Origin of the sequence: Amycolatopsis sp. NPDC059235, assembly GCF_042754125.1 — a bacterium.
Classification (GTDB): Bacteria; Actinomycetota; Actinomycetes; order Mycobacteriales; family Pseudonocardiaceae; genus Amycolatopsis; species Amycolatopsis albidoflava.
The window spans coordinates 1-17,218 of the sequence record NZ_JBHZAG010000099.1 but is presented as its reverse complement, the minus strand read 5'-3'; the positions used below and the strand labels follow the sequence as shown (position 1 = coordinate 17,218).

The following is a 17,218-nucleotide window of genomic DNA, read 5'->3' as shown; positions in this document are numbered from 1 at the left end:
GCCTTGCGGGTTTCCCGCATCAGGAGGTGAGCAATGCCGAAAGCTGTCTTCGGCGATTCGCTTTGCTTCGGCAACCGGCGCAATTGCGAGATGCTCGCAACTCTGGGCCGCTTTCATGCCGAGAGTTGCGGAAGCGCGGGCATCCGGAGCCCTGGATCCGTTGTGGGCGCGATGGCCGTCGGCCTGGTCATCGAGGTCTGGCGCAACAGCCCTGTCGAAGACATGCGAGCCGGTCGTCATGGACCGGACGGAGCGGTGATATTCGCCGAATCGACCGCGCTGCACGACGAAGCGGTCCGGGCGCTGACCGCGGCGAACCGGTCCGCCGGACTCGTCGGCTTCGAGAAGCACTTGGTGAACCGTGCACGGCCATGGGCCGGGGCGTCGGGGCGGACGCTCAAGGATTTCGGCTACGGCCACTTGGGAAGATACGAGCGGTACGTCAAGAACAAGACCAACGTGCTGCTGGGCATCGAAGCGCACACCTGCGTGCGGGACGGCCTGCGGCTTTACTTGACGCACACGGCGCTTTCGTGCGGGATCCACCACAAGGGAATGCCCGCCTGGCCGGTCGTCGTCGACCGGATCAGCCGCCTCGTCGCCGAACCGGATCACCCCGCTTGGGGAGAACAAGGGAGGGGTGCGCGGGCCGTCGCCGGGATGCCGGCCCGGGTTCAGTCCATCGATCAGCTCGTCAGCGGGCTCCTGACGAAACCGTCGGGTCTCCCGGTCGACGTTCTGGAATGGCTGACGGACCATTTCCTGTATCACGCCGCGCCGCCTTTTTCCGGATTCGAGTGAGGTGGTGCCCGCTCGGCGGCATAGCGCACTGGATCGGTCGGGGATCCAGGGAGGGGGTTGATTCGTGTGCGCGAGAGTTTGTGTGCGCGGCGGACAGGCCAATGACAGAAATGTGCTTTCCCTGAATCGCTTTGCGGGCTTCGGGATTTTTGACGTAATGGTACGGACGATGGGGTGCGGGTTCCGCCGACGCACGACAAGTTCCGAAACCCCTGCGGCGGCAAATCTGCGACGTCGAAAGTCAGATCGACGACCTGGCCGTTGTGTTCGGCCCAGCTGATCGGAGGAGATCGAGAAGAATGAGCATTATCAGAAAAGCACTCGTCCTCGTGGCATGTGTCGCAGTGATCGCTGGTGTCGCCGCGCTGCCTGGCGCGGCGTTCGGATCCGTCCAGGACCATCAAGCCAGTCGGTTGCGGAACGCCTGCTACTGGTGAAGCAGTCCGCACGATGATGTTCGCGACTAGGGCCCTTTTCCTCGGGCGTCGCATCGTAGCTGGTGAGGTCAGTGGATCGCGGGCAGCCAGGGGAAGAATTGTTCGCTCTGTTCGGCCGCGGTGCGGGAGGCGGCTGCAGATTGCGCAGAACTGCTTGACTCCGGCGAGGGTGCGCAGGCAGTCGGAGGCCTTCTGCCGGAGCCTTCGCACCCGCGCTGGGGTGGCAAGTGATCAGGGAGTCCTTGTCGGTGCGGGCGTGGCGTGCCCGCACCCTCCTCGTCATGGCCGCAACCGTGCTTTCAGAGACTGGAGGGCCGAAGAGGTCGCCCAGTGCTTGGGCGATGAGTTCCGGAAGGCGGAACCGTCCGACCTGCAGAGGGAGAACGACCGCGGTCTGCGGCCCGTGCCGCAACCGTGATCGGCCGCCTGGCGGCGTTCCGTCCCAGCCTCGGATGCGGCTGCGAGGCTCGCGCCGCTGCCAGCGCGCGGGCCAGGTTCGTGCCGCTTCCGCTCATGGCGGTTTCCGCCAACCTCAACGTTGAGCCCGGATGGCCAGACCGTCGCCCGGCTTGCGTCCGCTCTTGTGCCACAACGACTTCGGCGCCGGCTTGGCGAACGGCGAGTCCGGCGACGGTGGTGCGGAGGAGCTGGTCGAATCCATCGCCCAGCCGGTGCCTCGACTCGACGTTCTCGACGCGAAGCTTCACGACCTCATCCTGCGGCCGTTCGACCGGCCGGGCTGTCCGCCTGATCTTGCCGGCTACTGCGTCCGCTCCTTTTCCGGCGGATCTGAGCATAAGGCGCATCCGGTCCGTGGACAGGACTGCGATTCCCGATTGAGGAAGGCAGCCAGTCCCTTGTGGCCGGCATGCGACGGCGACCTCGTCGAAGACTTGCCGCTCGAGGCGGATCCGCGCGGTGCGCACCCGCTGGCGTCGGCAAACGCCAGCGCGGAAGTTTCACGGCCCAGCTCGAAGCTCAACCGGACGCACACGAGGCACCGCCCCCGGCGATGATCTGTGTGCCCGTCGCCGATGGCCGGCAAACGTCAAGGGGTCGTTTCCCGGAGCCAAGAGCAGGAGTTTCTCCGACGAACCCGTTCTGAAACTGTGTATCGCCACCGAAGTGACAGGGGCCAGTGTCGGCGAGATCCTGGTCGCGAAGCCCAGCGGTTCGCGTACCGCGCAGTTCGGCGCTTGTCGTCTGTTGTCCGCGGCGAAGGGGGAAGGAGATCATATCCACGGTGGCCGCCGTTCAAGGAAAAATGGACCTGTGGCACCGTGCCGACCACGCCGGGCTTTCCAGCCGCGCGAACCGGTCTGCCGTGTTCGCCGCCTCCGTGGCGCTCACATTCTCAAAAGGATCTCCTTCCGGTGTGTCCTGTTCCGGTTCCGCCGCCCGGTCGACGACGCGGTTTTCTTCGCGCATTTGCGAGACCGCCCATCCATTTTGTGGCTATGCATGGTGCATGCGCCTGACAGCAGTAAGCATGTCCTGGCTCGCCGTGCACGACCAATACCGATCCGGCGACGCGCGATGCCTGTATCGCTATGGACGCGCATCTCGGCCCAGGCGCATAACACTGGCCGGACCGTGTTCTCGCAGCGGAAATCGGACTATCAGAGAAATCGAGTTCGAAAACCGGCGGATAAGTGATCTAGTGGCGCGTGTTCCTGCAGTGGCTGCCCGCGTCGGTGAGTGCGGTATTGCCCCAGGTGCGGTGAGAGTCGCCGCAGATGACATCTCAAACCTGCTTCATGATTAGTGAATCCGCGATGGAGCCTGAAGCGTTCGTGGTTCGGACGCCTGGCACTCGGGTGTGCGGCTGGACCAGACGACGTGACCGTGTTCGACACGGGCGGGACGTCGTGCTCCGGATTTTGCTCAGCCTGCGGAACGGCGATTCGGGCGCTTTCGCGTCCATTCTCAAGGCGACGCAGAGCGAGGAAATCGCCCGGTCTGGGCCGACTTTCCGGGTGTGCGGTGGCGGGCCTGGCAGGCTGGTCGGGCGCCAGGTTCCTGGTCGGCGGAACCGAAGGATGCCAGCGCGAGCCCAGGCTTCGGCCTGCGCGACGCGGCAGGGGGATGAACTGGCGGGTGCGCTCGCCGGACGGCAGGTGGCGGCAGGGCGCTCCTCTCGCGGGTTCGACGCGCGGATGCCAAGCGCTGACGGCGTCACGCGTCCGATCTCAGCGGGGCCTTCGAAAGCAACTCGAGGGCGATGCGGGAGGTCGCGAAAGGCGCAAAGTCTTACTCGGATGGGTTGCGCTCGCGGCTTGACCCTTCGATGCCTTGACGTGTCCTCGGCAGGGTGGTAGCTCTGTGCGACATTATCTCGTAATGTTGCACATCGAGAAGGTGAGAAGAAGTGTCGCACTCCGAACACGTGGGACGCCGGTTCCGTCGGCTGGCGACAGCGGGGCTGGTTCTGGTGACGACGCTTGCGCTGCTGGTTCCCGGTGCGGCGGCTTCGGCGGAGCAGGAGGGTTTCGCTCCGGTGGATCGACCGGGTCCGCCGTTGACGGTTCAGGATTCGGTGCTGGCGGGTGCGCTGTCCTGTTCGCCTGGGGTGCGCGGCGCGAAACGGGATCCGGTGCTGCTCGTCCCAGGGACCGGAGGAACGCCGGAAACGGTGTTCGGCTGGAATTTCCTGCCCGCGTTCAAAGCCGGCGGTGTGCCGTACTGCGCGGTGACGCTCCCGCGTGAAGCAGTCGGCGACATCCAGGTTGCCGCGGAGTACGTGGTGCACGCGGTCCGGGCGATGCACGCGGATTCAGGGCGCCGGGTGCAGATGCTGGGGTGGAGCCAGGGTGCGGGTCCGGCGCCGAGGTGGGCGTTGCGGTGGTGGCCGGATCTGCGTCCGATGGTGAACGGGCTGATCGCGATCGATCCGCCGAACCGGGGGTCCGTCGCGGCGAATGCTCTGGGGTGCGGGCTGGTCAACGCCATGTGCTCGCCGGCGGTGTGGCAGCAGCGATCCGGGTCGGACTTCGTGGGCGCGCTCAATTCCCGGGCGATGACGTTCCCGGAGGTGAAGTACACGGTGATCTACACGCGCATCGACACGCTCAACCAGCCGAACCTCAACGGGTACGCAGCAACGCTCCCGAACGGGCCCAACGTCAGGAACGTGGCACTGCAAGACGTGTGCCTGAGCGCGGTGGCGCTGGGCGCCGAGCACGCGCAGACGCTCGGGAACGCGGTGACGAACGAGTTGGTGATGGACGCGCTCAACCATCCAGGAGCGCCTGCGGATCCGGATCGGATCGACCCCGCGGCGTGCGCGCGGCTGGGACAGCCGCACTCCGACCTTGTCGCGCAAACGCTGGGAATCTCGAACCTGTACGGGAACGCGCTCACAGTCGGCATACCGCGTGACGCGGTGGACGCGGAGCCGCCGCTGCGGTGTTACGTCTACTCGTCGGAAGCACTTCCGCGGCGATGCCTCGCAGACGAGGCGTGAATCCGCTCGACGATCGCGAAGCGAAAGGAACGGAATGTACCCAGGCGCGCACGCCGATCGCTTCCCGGACAAGCCGGCGGTCGTCGTCGCCGGTTCGGGAGAGTCGCTGACCTATCGGGAGCTGGAGGACCGATCCCTTGCACTGGCCAGGTTCCTGCACGATTCGGGGATGCGCCGCGGCGATCATCTCGCACTGCTGAGCGACAATTCCCCGCAGGCGTTCGAGGTCTACTGGGCCGCGCTGCGGTCGGGCCTGTACATCACCGCGATCAACTGGCATCTCCAGCCGGCGGAAGCGGCGTACATCGTCAAAAACTGCGGAGCGAGCGGGATCGTCGCCTCCGGGGGCCTGCGCGAGCTTGCCGAGCGGCTGGTTCCGGAGATGCCCGAGAGGGCGGTCCGGCTGGTGTTCGGCGGCCGCGCCGAGGGCTACGAATCGTATTCCCGCGCGCTGGCCGAGACCCCGGCGGAACCGCTGCCGGAACAGCCCCGTGGCGCGGACATGTTGTATTCGTTGGGCACGACGGGCAGACCCAAAGGGATCAAGCCGCCGCTGCCGGACCGGCAGGTGCACGAGCCGGGCGACCCGTTCGTCGACACGTTCGGTCCGCTGTACGGATTCGGCCAGGACACGGTCTACCTGTCGCCCGGACCGACCTACCACGCCGCGCCGCTGCGGTTCAGCGGCGCGGTGCACGCTCTCGGCGGGACCGTCGTGCTGATGCGACGGTTCGAACCGGAGCAGGCGCTGGCAGCGATCGAACGGCATCGGGTAACACACAGCCAGTGGGTGCCGACGATGTTCGTGCGGATGCTGAAATTGGACCAGCCGACCCGGGAACGCTACGACCTGTCCAGCCAGCGAGTCGCCATCCACGCCGCGGCACCGTGTCCGGTGGAGGTCAAGCGCCGCATTGTCGACTGGTGGGGCAGCATCGTCCACGAGTACTACGCCTCGACCGAGGGCAGCGGTGCGACGTTCATCGACAGTTCCGAATGGTTGCGCAAACCTGGCTCGGTCGGGCGCAGAGGCGTCGGGACTCCGCATATCTGCGCCGACAACGGCGCGGAACTGCCCGTCGGCGAGGTCGGCACAGTCTATTTCGAACGCGCCCTGCCGCCCTTCGAGTATCACAATGACGCCACCGCGTCCGCGGCCGCACGGCATCCCTGGCACGAGGCCTGGACGACGACCGGTGACATCGGATATCTCGACGAGGACGGCTATCTTTTCCTGACCGAACGCAAGGAATTCATGATCATTTCCGGTGGAGTCAACATCTATCCGCGGGAGGTCGAGGACGCCCTTGCCATGCATCCCCAGGTCGCCGACGTCGCCGGTTTCGGCGTCCCGGACGAAGAAATGGGGGAGTCGGTCACCGCGATCGTGCAGCCGGCCGCCGGCGCGGCGACGGGATCGGAGCTTGCCGCGGAATTGAGGGATTTCCTGCGCGAGCGGATCGCGCACTACAAAGTTCCTCGCGTCATCGAGTTCACCGGCCGCTTGCCGCGGACGCCGGCCGGCAAGCTGCCGAAGCTGGCCGTCCGGGCACGTTATCTGTCCCAGCACTGAACGCCGATCTCTGAGGAGAATGACCATGCGGATCCAGGCTGCCGTGCTGCGGGGCGGAGACCTGCCGTACGCGATCGAAGACGTCGAGCTCGAGGAACCGGGGGAGAGCCAGATACTCGTCCGGATCGTCGGCGCCGGGTGGTGCCACACCGACCTTCTGCCGCGCTCGCCCGGGTTTCTGGCCGCGCCGCCGATCGTGGTCGGGCACGAGGGCGCCGGGGTGGTCGAACGGGTCGGTCCCGGCGTGCGCGAGATCCGGGTCGGCGACCACGTCGTGCTGAGCTATGACTCGTGCGGAAGCTGCGTGAACTGCAGCACCGCGCATACCGCTTACTGCGACACCTTTTTCCCGCGCAACTTGTCCGGCGCCGGTGGCGACGGACAAGTGTCCATGACTGACGAAACCGGGCAAGCGGTGGCGAACCGCTGGTTCGGCCAGTCCTGTTTCGCTACCCACTCGGTGGTGCCGGCTCGCAATGCCGTCACCGTCGATCCCGCGCTGCGGCTGGAGCTGCTCGGGCCGCTTGGCTGCGGAGTGCAGACCGGTGCCGGTGCGATCCTGCACGCGCTGCGGGTGTCCGCAGGGTCCAGCGTCGCAGTGTACGGAGTGGGAGGGGTCGGGCTCAGCGCGGTGATGGCTGCGCGGGTCGCGCACGCCGAGACCATCATCGTCGTGGACCGAAACGCAGACCGGCTCGCCCTGGCACGTGAACTCGGCGCGACCCACACTGTGCACGCCACCGGGCATGGGCTGTGCGAAGCGGTGCGAGACGCCTCCGGCGGCGGAACTCAGTATGCCCTCGACACCACCGGCACTCCGGAGGTGATCGCATCGGCGGTCGACGCTCTGCGCCCGACTGGAATCTGCGGACTGGTCGGAGCACCGCGCGGCGACCTCGAGCTGAGCTCGCGGTCATTGGCCGCTGGCCGCACCGTCACGGGCATCGTCGAAGGCGGTGTGCAGCCGCAATCGTTCATCCCCCGGCTGATCGAACTGTGGTGTCAAGGACGTTTCCCCTTCGACAAGTTGCTCACCACTTTCGCGCTGGAGGACATCAACAAGGCCGAGCACGCCACGCTGACCGGTGCGGTGGTGAAGCCTGTGCTCATCCCGTCCGCGCTTCCCGCACGCTGACTGGCCGGCTATGGACAACCGCTTCGCTTTGCAGTGACCGCGGCTGGCGCGTGCCGGCAGCGACTCGCGGCACTCGGACGGTTCACCTGCGCACTCGGGAGAAGCGCGCCGAACGCGCCGAACCGGCCAGCGCCGCCAACGGGATGCCGATCTCCCTTCGCGACCGCTTCCGAAGGACAACGCCTGTCCCGACCGCTGCGCCACTCGGCCGCACTCGCGTGAAACACCTCAACCGAGCCGGAACGGCCCAGCGGGTCCACCGCGGACTGCGGAGAGCTGGCCGCGATCGTTCCGCGGAGCTTTCCTCAAGCCTGGCCATGGTCAAGCCGGTGCTACCCGCCGGATGCGCTGTGGTTCTCAAGCCCGTGCCCGAGACCACGCTGCCGGGATTCCCGGTCGCCAGGGCTGCCGCCGTGCCGGTCGCCGCCCGGTGTGCCTGGAAACCTGGCGGAGATTGGGCCGCCGCCTCCTCGACGACGCCGACATCGCGGCCATCACCCGCGGCCTGGCGGGCGCGTCCCTGTTCAACGGCGGCCGGACCTGCTGCCCCGTTGGATCTCGGACCGGGGCCAGACCTCAGGTCGGGACTGGCTGGATCGTTCAGCCGAGTGTCTTCGGAGATGTCGCCGACATCGAGCCCCTGGCCAGGCAGGAAATCTTCGGCCCGGCGCTCACGGCGACCCGGTACAGCGATGTGAAGGATGCTTCGCGGAGGTGGCACTGCGCGTGCAGATCGGGAAGGACCTGAGCGGCCCTTTTCGACCTGGACATCGGTGCTCCTTTCGAGGGGGTGAAAGCATCCGGCCTCGGACGGGAACTCGGCCCGGAAGGGCTCGATGCCTTCGCGCGGACCAAATCCCTCTGTCTGCCGTCGTGACGTCAGCGCAGCAGAGTGCGAAACACCTGGCGGATGTTGTCGATGTCGGAAGACTGTCCGGTGAGGTACTCGATGTGTGCATACGACTCGATGACGCGCACGATGACGAACGCGAACTCGTCCATCGGCAGGTCGGCCGCGAGCGTGCCCGCATCGTGCTGGTCGGCGAGGAAACCCCGGATGGTTGCGACGACTCTTGGCTGGAAGCCGTGCGCGGGCACGGTGGCCAGCCGCACCGCCAGCTCCGCCTCCTCCCGCATGAAGTACTGGCATCCCGGGTTCGACAGCCAATCGCCCACGAAACCGACGAGGGCATCGACAAGCCAGCTGTCCGACTCCGCTTGCGCGCGTTCCCGGTTGGTGCGCAGAGACCAGTCGGCCAGCGACCACAGGATCTCGACGAGCAAGTGCTGACGGCTCCCCACCCACCGGTACAGCGTCGCGCGGTTGACGCCGAGTGCGTCGGCCAGGGCGTTCATGTCGACCCGGCGGCCTTCGAGGAACGTCGTGCGCGCCAGCTGGAATGCGTCCAGCGCGCCCACCCGCGGATCTGGCCCCTGGCGCAGCTCCCGTTGCAAAGGGAGTTCCCGGGCGCGTGAAGTGCCAGCCATGCCCTTGCAGCCCTTTCCCGCGAACTACAGCCGAATGCGACAATATGTGCATGTGTCGTGCGGTGCGGCACAAATCATGTTTGAACCCGCGATCAACGGTATCGCATGGCGGCTCGCCGCGGAGGGCTCAGCCACCGGGCCGGTATGGGGACGGAGGTTTGAGCCAGGAATTTGCCCGGCTGACCGGCCGCGACCGCTGGTCGTCGGCGGTGACGAGCTGTAAGGCGACCTGGCCGAGTAGCCTGGGTTGCTCGGTCTCGATCCGCAGTCCGGTGCGGTCGCGCGGCGCAAGGATGTCGGTGCCGCGCACGAGCAGCTTGAGCGCGCTGACCTAGACAGGTGCCGACGAGTCCGCTTTTCCGCACGGTTGGTGGCCATTCGCTCACCTCGGATCACCTGCTCTCTACCACGCTCCTGTGACTGTGAGCCGTGTCTGTCACCAGGAAGCACCTCCAGCCGGCGCTCCATATCTCGTTGTGACCGGTATCTGTCACCAAGCGTGAGGGCTATCTGTCATCAGCGGTTCGACTGCTCGTCCAGCCGAGCCGCTTGCCCGGCGACTGCGGCAGAGCGATCCAGGTGATCAGTTGAGCGCAGCGGACGGCCAGTCTGCCGCTCAAAGTTGACCTGGGTGCTCCGGCGACGACGCCCGCTGATGCCGGCGAGCGAACGTACAGCGGCTCCGGCGTTGTACTCCACACGCCGTTAGTCGACACGCGGAGTCGGCGTCTCCTGCGTTGACACTGGCGGTTGGTCGGCATTGCGTTGCAGGAGCGCCAGGACACGTAGCGGCTGCTGAAGCTCATCCTCATGCGCGGCCGGCCGCGGGCCGGCGGATCTCGACGGCTTCGGTCATCGCGGCCGAGCCCTCCTCCCGACGCTCCAAGTCGCCCAGATCTGCTGAGGGGTTGTTCAAGCTCATCGCGAGGTCGGTGGCGGGTCGGGCGGTGCGACGCGTCCTCTGCGTCTCCGATGGTCGCCTGCGGCAGCCTGTTCCGACGCATGGACGTCCGCTCCGCGTCCGTCCCTTTCTCGTCCTTCCGTGCGCGAAAGCCGGAGTCTTTACACGAACGCGCTCGACACGCGCTCTAGCGGAGTGTCCTGCCGGAAAATTGTCACTGCCGGTTCTTCGAAGTGTCTGACCGATGCCGTCTTTCTCGCCCCGAGCAGGTGGGCGCCCGCTCTTTCGGTCGACTCGCCGCGCAGGTTCCGGCGAGCGGACGCGAGCCGCTCCGAGTGGACAGAGGTCAGGTTCCGCTCGACGATTCCGGGTGCTGAATCCATTCGGGACAGGGGCTGCGCGCCACGTCTGCTCAGGGGAGGAGGTGACGTCGATGAGGGTTCGAGCGCCGCCGGTGCTCCCGCTTTCACCGAGGTGGACGACTGTTTCGGCAATCGGTTTTGCCGGTGTGCCAACAAATGTGTTCCCGTTTCGTGAACGCTTTTCATGGACTTCGCTAAAGGAGCAGGATATGTCCGAAAACCTGATGGACTCCGTCGCACCAGCGCTGTCGCCGCCGGTGACCCGGCAACCCGCTGGTGCGGCTGCCGAACCGGCTGACGGCGCCGAACTGGCGATCGTGACTGTCGGTCCAGTCACCATCAGCTTCGCCGCGGACGAGGACGAGTAGCGAGCCTTGTCTCGTCGACGTGCCGGGCGGCGGCCGTGCGGTCGCACCCGGCATGTCTCTGTGCCGAGGAGCGACGGTGAGCCGGAGGGCTGGGCGGAGTGTGCGAGGTGTCCGGGATTCCCGGGCTGGCCGGGTTGTGGCGCCGGACGCTGGGCGACGAGAGCGTGTGTGTCGCGGTGGTCGACGGGCAGGCGGACCTGGACCACCCGGCGTTCGACGGCGCGGCGCTGTGGTGCCTCGGCGGGGTCTGGCCGGACGACGGGACGGACGGCGACACGGCGGCCCACGGCACGCATGTGGCCAGCGTGATCTTCGGTCAGCACGGCAGCACGGTCGCGGGGATTGCGCCCCGCTGCCGCGGTCTGGTCGTGCCCGCGTTCTCACGGCGGCGGGGCCGGACCTCGCAGTTGGAGCTGGCCCGCGGGATCGAGCTGGCGGTCGACGCGGGCGCGCAGGTGATCAACGTCAGCGGCGGCCAGCTGTCGGCGTCCGGGGAAGCGGAAGACGCGCTGGCCCGCGCGGTGCGGTTCGGTGTCGAACGCGGAGTGCTGGTGGTGGCCGCCGCTGGCAACGACGGCTGCTTCTGCACCCACGTTCCCGCCGCGCTGCCCGGTGTGCTCGCGGTGGGCGCGCTCGACGGGCACGGCGTCCCGCTGGCGGTCAGCAACTGGGGCGCTGCCTACCGGCGGCACGGCATCATGGCGCCGGGGCAGGACGTTCTCGGTGCTCGGGCCGGTGGCGGGACGGTCCGGGCGACGGGCACCAGCCTCGCCGCGCCGATCGTGGCCGGGGTGGCGGGGCTGTTGCTGAGCCTGCAACGCCAAGCGGGTGTCCGCCCCGATCCCCTCGCGGTCGGCGCCGCGTTGTTGCGCAGCGCCGACTCCTGTGATGTCACGAGTTCGGCGGCGTGCGAACGATTCCTGACCGGAACACTGAACATCGAAGGAGCAGCAAGGATAGTGACGAGCGCTACCAACGAGACGTCGCACGATTCCCTCCTCGCCGCGCCGGCCACTCCGGATGCGCAACGGTCCTGCAGCTGCGACGGCGCGGAACGCGCGGCGGCACACGGGGGTTCGCCGGCGGTGGTGATGTCGGCGGAGAAGAACGCGGCACCGACGGCGCATCCGGTCTACGCGATCGGGGTGCTGGGCTATGACTTCGGGAGCGAGCGCGACGGGATTCGTTCAAACAGCTGATGGACCCTGTCGAGGTCGACGGGTTCACGGTGCCAGCTAACCCGTACGACCCGCGGCGCATGGTCGATCACCTTGCCGCGCAACCGTCGGAGGCACGGCCGCTGCTGTGGACAGTCAGCCTGGAACTCACGCCGATCTACGCGATCGAGCCGGTCGGCCCCTACGCCGCGGAGGTGTACGCGCTGCTGGTCCGGTTGCTGGCCGGGCAGGTCGCGGCACCGGAGAGCGAGGAGTTCCTCGAACGCGTCGCCGTTCCGGGCCGGATGAGCGGGCGGACGGTGCGGCTGTTCTCCGGCCAGTCGGTGCCGGTGATCGAGGTCGAACAGCGGCGCGGGCTCTGCGGCTGGGAGGTCAACCGTCTCGCCGAGTCGGCGGTCGAGGCGACCGGTTCCGCGCTGGGCTCCGCCGACGGCGAAGCCACCCGGAGGGCGCTGCGGCAGTTCCTGACCCGGGTCTACTACGACCTGCGCAACCTGGGGGCGACCTCCCGCGACCGCGCGCTGAATTTCGCCGCCACCAACGCTTTCCAAGCCGCGCACACCTTCGCGACGGCGTTGGCGCACGGGCTGGCGCTGGAGTCGATCAGCGTCGAGAAGAGCCCGTTCGGGCGGCAGGACAGCGATTGCTGGGACGTCAAGCTGCGGTTCTTCGACCCGGAGAACACCCGCCGGGCGAAGCGGGCGTTCCGCTTCACCGTCGACGTCAGCGACACCCTGCCCGTCACCGTCGGCGAAGTCCGCGACTGGGCCGAACCGTGACCGACCGGTTCGCGATCGCGCCCCCGCAGCTCGCGCCGGTGCGCCGCCCCGAACGTCCGCGGCAACACGGCGGTGCCCGGCCCGGCACACCGGACGAGTCCCCGCGCGACGTCGACGATCCGCCGGGCTGGCTGGCCCCGACCTACGAGCGGATGAAGACCTCCACCCTGTCCACGCACTGACCGCCTTCCCAGGAGCACCATGCACCGTTCGAAGACAGCGCTGCGGACGCAGGGCTGACGACGTGGCCGAGATCGCCGCCATCCCTGGCGTTCGCGAGTTGTGGGACCAGACGCTCGGCGACCCGGACGTCACCATTGGCCTCGTCGAAGGCCCGCCCGCGCTGTCCCACCCCTGCTTCGCCGGCGCGGACCTGACCGTGCTGGAACCGCACTGGCTGCCGCTCGTGCCTGTGGTCGACGGGCTGCCGCAGCACGCGACCTTCGTCGCCAGCGTCCTTTTCGGACAGCCAGGAAGCCCGGTGCACGGCCTGGCGCCGCTGTGCCGGGGTCTGGTCGTCCCCGCGTTGCGGGACGAGCCGACGCTGCTGGACCCGGTCAGCGCCGTCCGCGCGATCGAGACGCTGGTCGAGGCCGGTGCCGATATCGTGCACTTCGCTGCCTCGCTGCCCACCGGGTCGGGCGACCCGGATCCGCTGCTCGCGCGGGCCGTGCGGCAGGCCCACGACGCTGGGGTGCTCGTGGTGTCCCCGGCGGGCAACGACTACGGCGGCAACTACGTCGCGCCCGCGGTGCTGCCAGAGGTGCTCGCCGTGGGCGCGCACGACGACAACGGCGCGATGTTCCGGTTCAGCAACTGGGGCGAGCGCTACCGCGACCACGGCCTCGTCGCGCCCGGCGGCGACCTCGCCGCGGCCGAGCCTGGCGGCGGAACGGCCGCGCACAAGGGAACCAGCGTCGCCGCGCCGATCGTCACCGGCGTCTGCGCCCTGCTGGCAAGCCTTCGCCGGCACCACGGCTTGCCCGCCGATCCGCTGTCCGTCCGCGACGCGCTGCTCGCCGCCGCCCGTCCCTGCGACCCCGCCGACAGCCACGGCGAACCCGCGCGCTGCCTGGCCGGGAAGCTCGACGTGCCCCGCGCCACCCGGCTGGCACTCGCGCAGCGCACGCGGACGGACGTGGTCTTGTCGGCTCGGCGACCGGATCCCGTCTACGTCGTCGGGGTAGTCGGCTACGACTGCGGGACCGACGGCTACCGGGACTCGCTCACCCGGCAGATGGTCCCCAGTACGAGCCACGAGAACGCGAACCCGTTCGATGCCCCGCGCATGGCCGCGCACCTCGCCGCGCACCCGGCCGACGCGGCGAACCTGATCTGGGTCCTGCACCAGGACCACGCCCCGGTCTACGCGATCGAGCCCACTGGCCCGTACGCGGCCGAGGTGTACCGACAGCTCGCCGAACTGCTCGCGGGCCAAGCGACGGCGAGTGACGCCTTCGCGGATCTTGTCGCGGTTCCCGGCACACACGCGGGCCGGACGGTGCGGCTGCTTTCCGGGCAACAGGTGCCGGTGCTCGAAGCCGAACAGGTGCGTGGCGTCCTGGGCCGGAACGCCGATCAGCTCACGGCCGTGCCAGCCGACACCCGAGTGCTGCGCAAGTTGCTTGAGCGCGTCTGCCAGAACCTGCGCAACCCAGGCTCCGCGCCGCACGAGCGGGCGCTGAATTTCGCCGCCACCGTCCACACGGGACGGATCTTCGCGGCCGCGGCCGCCGACCGGCTGGCGCTGGAGGAGATCGCCGTGCGGAGCAGTCCGTTCCCCCGTCCGGGCAGCGACGCCTGGGAGGTGAAACTGCGGTTCTTCGACCCCGAGAACACGCGTCGGGCCAGGCGGGCGTTCCGCGTCACGGTCGACGTCAGCGACGTCCTGCCCGTCCGCCTCGGCGAGGTCCGCGAATGGGCCGAGCCCTGACCGATCACCACACGACGACGAGAAAGGAAACCATGACAGACAACGCCGGTTCCGGAGTGCTGGAAGTACCGTGGAACCTCACAGTGCCCGAGGCGGACATCCACCTCGTCGGCTACGGCCTGCGCCTGCCCAACGACCTCACGCTGGAAGCGCTGGCCGTGCTCAAGCGCTGCAACCGGGTCTTCGGGATCCCCGCGCTGCACGCACCGGAATTCGGCCTGCCCGCGATGGAAAACCTGTACCTGAACTACGGCACCGAGAAGAACCGGCACCAGACCTACCGGGAATGGCTGGACCTCGTGCTCGACGCCGCCGCCACCGACGGCCCGGTCGCGCTCGCCACCTCCGGCAGCGTCATGGTCGGCGCGCTCGTGGCCCACCGGATCCTCGAGGAAGCGCCCCGCCGCGGGCTCACCGTGCACGTCACCCACGCCGCGTCCTGCTTCGACGGCATCTGGGCCGACCTCAACATCGAGCCCTTCTTCGGCTTCACCGTCTGGGAAGCCACCGCCTTCGTCAAACTCCGCATCCGGCCCGACACCGGCACCACGCTGATGCTGCCGCAGGCACCGATCTTCGACGTCACCACCGGCCCCGACACCACCAACGGCACCATCCGGACCAGCACGGCCATCGCGGCCATCCGAGACCACCTGCTCGGCCACTACCCGCCGCAGCACCAGGTCCACTTCGTCCACACCGGATCCGGGACTGGTGCCCGGGGCTTCACCTCGACAGTGGAGACGTTGCCGCTGGCCGAACTCGACCACCCCGGCCGCAACCCGTTGAGCACCCTGGTCGTCCCCCGCCTCGCCCCCAGCACGCGGCTGGACTTCCAGCGCCCGGACACAGCCGCCGCGAAAGACACCGTGCCCGGCTGACGTCTGTCCGCAAAGGACATTCATCGTGCCGGTCGACGAGATGAACACCAACTGTCTTGCGAGGCGTCCGTCCGCGGAGGAGGAACGATGAACGGAGAAGTTCGCCGGGAGGGATGTCCTGCGGCTCGCCGCCGCCGGCGCCGCGGCGGCGCGGGCCGGGTTCGGGACGGCGGGCAGCGCCGCCGCGCGCCACGACCGAGGAGCGGTACCGGGTCGCGGTGATCGGGTCCGGGACCGGGGGCGCGATCGCCGCGTTCCGCCTCGCGCGGGCCGGGGTGGAGACTGCGGCGCTGGAACGCGGACGGCGATGGCCGGTCACAGGGCGCGGGGACACGTTCGCGACCAGCCGCCGCTCGGACCGGCGCGCGGTGTGGCCTGCACCAACAACGGGCTGCCCTGGCTGCCGGGCTGGTCGAGCCTGCCCGGTCTGGCCCCGCTGCTGCCGCTGCCGGTACCGCGGTTCACCGGGATCCTGGACGCGGTGCCCGGCACCGGCGGCGACGCGACCGCCCAGCGGCTCGTTTCACTGCGAGCTGGGCCAACTCTAAAGTATGTACTCGACTGGTCTCTGTGCCTTGCCAAAGCGCCGATCCCCTTGACTCGCAAGGACTCCTGCAGCGCCCATTTGCGAACCTCCGGGTCGAGGCGATGGGTTAGCTCAGCCCGATCTGGCGCTCGACCACTTTGGCGAGGACCTCGCTCACTACGCTTCTGGTCAGCCCGCCGAGCCCGGCTGCGGCCTGGCGCAGCCTCCCCTTGGCTTCTGGCTCGTCGGTCTCGGCTGCGACTTGTTCCAACACCTCCGCCAACCTGCTGATCAGGTTGTCCGGTGGCGGCCATTGACCGACGGCGCGGCGTGCGTTGCCGGTTACCCTCTCGATCTCCCAAGCGCTCGGGTCGACGTCCTCCTTGCACAGTACGAGATACTCGCCGTCCAGCGCTTTGAGCGACCTGCCGACGTCCTGAACGGACAGGCCGGTGGCTTCGGCGATATCCGCGCCGACGAGTATTTCGTCATCGTCCATGCGATCGAACTCGTCCACTGCCGCCGTCAGCACCGGCAAATCCCTGGTGTCCCACGTGTCGTCCACGGCACCCCGTTCTCGATTGCTGCAGCTCCAGCCTGCCACAGTTCGCGGATCCGCGACTATGTACTTGAGCTCGGCGGCGCGTTCCAGCTTGCTGCCCAGATCGGCGAGTTTGTCCGCTGCTGCGCGGTCCTGGGATCGCGCGCCGAAGCATCGGAACCACGAGTCGCAGTGCACCCTGTCCCACAGCTCCACCTCGAGCCGGTATGTCTCCAGCAGGCCGTCACGGGCTACTGCAAGGGGGTTCCGTCGTCCGCCAATCGCACTGTTACGGGGTATTGAGGACTCAGCTTGGCGCGGTGGTCGGCCGCTGCGGGTATGGATCAGGTCCGCGCGGGTCCGTGCTCGAACGCACCGGTCGGCAGCCCGACTCATGGTGCCGACGTCACGGGGCTTGTGGCGGCTGCTGCGGACGGAAGTTCCGACGACCGCTGCACGGGTGGTGTCAAGCTTGAACTGGCCGTGTGTCCGCGGGGTCGTACCGGGTCAGTGCGCAGCTGACGCGGTGTTGGCTGCTGCGAGGATAACGGCGGTGAGATCCGCCGGCTGCGCGGGCATCGCCGCGACATTCGCGGGGCCGTCCGGTTTGTCGAGGGTCAGGAAGTGCTGGTTTGCATGGCTTTTCGCGGCGGATGTCATGGGTGCTGTGAGGTCATGTCCGGCTCCTATGATGAGTCCGCAGTGCAGGGCGACGAGGCTGCTGACGTAGGGGATGAGCTGGGTGTCGGTGCCGGCGGGGGTGGGGGGGGGGGGGGACGGTTACGGGTTGGACGTCCACGGTGTGCTGTGGGGGTGGTTGCAGGCAACCGCGCAATTTCGGGGAGACGTTGG

At 68.2% G+C, this 17,218-nt stretch carries 13 protein-coding genes and 1 pseudogene; 12 read left to right on the top strand and 2 right to left on the bottom strand.

Features of this window, described 5'->3' with window-relative positions; translation table 11 throughout:
* Window positions 1-162: 162 nt before the first annotated feature.
* The 5 genes and pseudogenes from ACFXI3_RS40005 to ACFXI3_RS39985 all read left to right on the top strand — a co-directional run bounded on the left by ACFXI3_RS40005 (window position 163) and on the right by ACFXI3_RS39985 (window position 8,286).
* Window positions 163-801 carry a hypothetical protein gene (locus ACFXI3_RS40005; protein ID WP_378406768.1) on the top strand — a complete coding sequence of 213 codons (639 nt, stop codon included), beginning with the start codon at window positions 163-165 and terminating at the stop codon, window positions 799-801.
* 2,805 nt (window positions 802-3,606) lie between these two features.
* Window positions 3,607-4,701: an esterase/lipase family protein gene (locus tag ACFXI3_RS40000; protein WP_378406766.1), complete on the top strand. Its 1,095-nt coding sequence runs from the start codon at window positions 3,607-3,609 to the stop codon at window positions 4,699-4,701.
* 34 nt (window positions 4,702-4,735) lie between these two features.
* The gene (locus ACFXI3_RS39995; protein ID WP_378406764.1) at window positions 4,736-6,274 is read left to right on the top strand and encodes an acyl-CoA synthetase; all 1,539 of its coding nucleotides are present in this window, start codon (window positions 4,736-4,738) and stop codon (window positions 6,272-6,274) included.
* Between the two features lie 25 nt (window positions 6,275-6,299).
* The gene (locus ACFXI3_RS39990; protein ID WP_378406762.1) at window positions 6,300-7,409 is read left to right on the top strand and encodes an NAD(P)-dependent alcohol dehydrogenase; all 1,110 of its coding nucleotides are present in this window, start codon (window positions 6,300-6,302) and stop codon (window positions 7,407-7,409) included.
* Between the two features lie 343 nt (window positions 7,410-7,752).
* A pseudogene (locus tag ACFXI3_RS39985) lies at window positions 7,753-8,286 on the top strand (aldehyde dehydrogenase family protein).
* Between the two features lie 2 nt (window positions 8,287-8,288).
* Here ACFXI3_RS39985 and ACFXI3_RS39980 read toward each other — a convergent pair.
* Entirely contained in the window at window positions 8,289-8,897 is a 609-nt protein-coding gene (locus ACFXI3_RS39980) for a QsdR family transcriptional regulator (RefSeq protein WP_378406760.1), read from the bottom strand.
* Window positions 8,898-10,369: 1,472 nt separating this feature from the next.
* Here ACFXI3_RS39980 and ACFXI3_RS39975 point away from each other — a divergent pair.
* The 7 genes from ACFXI3_RS39975 to ACFXI3_RS39945 all read left to right on the top strand — a co-directional run bounded on the left by ACFXI3_RS39975 (window position 10,370) and on the right by ACFXI3_RS39945 (window position 15,847).
* Window positions 10,370-10,528 carry a hypothetical protein gene (locus tag ACFXI3_RS39975; protein ID WP_378406758.1) on the top strand — a complete coding sequence of 53 codons (159 nt, stop codon included), beginning with the start codon at window positions 10,370-10,372 and terminating at the stop codon, window positions 10,526-10,528.
* 107 nt (window positions 10,529-10,635) lie between these two features.
* Entirely contained in the window at window positions 10,636-11,727 is a 1,092-nt protein-coding gene (locus tag ACFXI3_RS39970; RefSeq protein ID WP_378406756.1) for a S8 family serine peptidase, read from the top strand.
* Window positions 11,727-12,485 carry a hypothetical protein gene (locus ACFXI3_RS39965; RefSeq protein ID WP_378406754.1) on the top strand — a complete coding sequence of 253 codons (759 nt, stop codon included), beginning with the start codon at window positions 11,727-11,729 and terminating at the stop codon, window positions 12,483-12,485. The genes ACFXI3_RS39970 and ACFXI3_RS39965 overlap by 1 nt, the downstream gene beginning before the upstream one ends.
* Window positions 12,482-12,667, top strand: coding sequence for a hypothetical protein (locus ACFXI3_RS39960; RefSeq protein ID WP_378406753.1), 186 nt, complete (start codon window positions 12,482-12,484; stop codon window positions 12,665-12,667). Before ACFXI3_RS39965 ends, ACFXI3_RS39960 begins: the two co-directional genes overlap by 4 nt.
* A gap of 62 nt (window positions 12,668-12,729) precedes the next feature.
* Window positions 12,730-14,418, top strand: coding sequence for a S8 family serine peptidase (locus tag ACFXI3_RS39955; RefSeq protein ID WP_378406752.1), 1,689 nt, complete (start codon window positions 12,730-12,732; stop codon window positions 14,416-14,418).
* A 32-nt stretch (window positions 14,419-14,450) separates the two neighbouring features.
* Complete coding sequence (locus ACFXI3_RS39950; RefSeq protein ID WP_378406751.1) at window positions 14,451-15,299, top strand: SAM-dependent methyltransferase; 849 nt, start codon at window positions 14,451-14,453, stop codon at window positions 15,297-15,299.
* Window positions 15,300-15,412: 113 nt separating this feature from the next.
* Window positions 15,413-15,847, top strand: coding sequence for an FAD-dependent monooxygenase (locus ACFXI3_RS39945; protein WP_378406749.1), 435 nt, complete (start codon window positions 15,413-15,415; stop codon window positions 15,845-15,847).
* 105 nt (window positions 15,848-15,952) lie between these two features.
* Here the strand turns inward: ACFXI3_RS39945 and ACFXI3_RS39940 are convergent, their stop codons facing one another.
* On the bottom strand, window positions 15,953-16,582 hold the full coding sequence (locus ACFXI3_RS39940) for a hypothetical protein (RefSeq protein WP_378406747.1): 630 nt from the start codon (window positions 16,580-16,582) through the stop codon (window positions 15,953-15,955).
* Window positions 16,583-17,218: the final 636 nt, after the last annotated feature.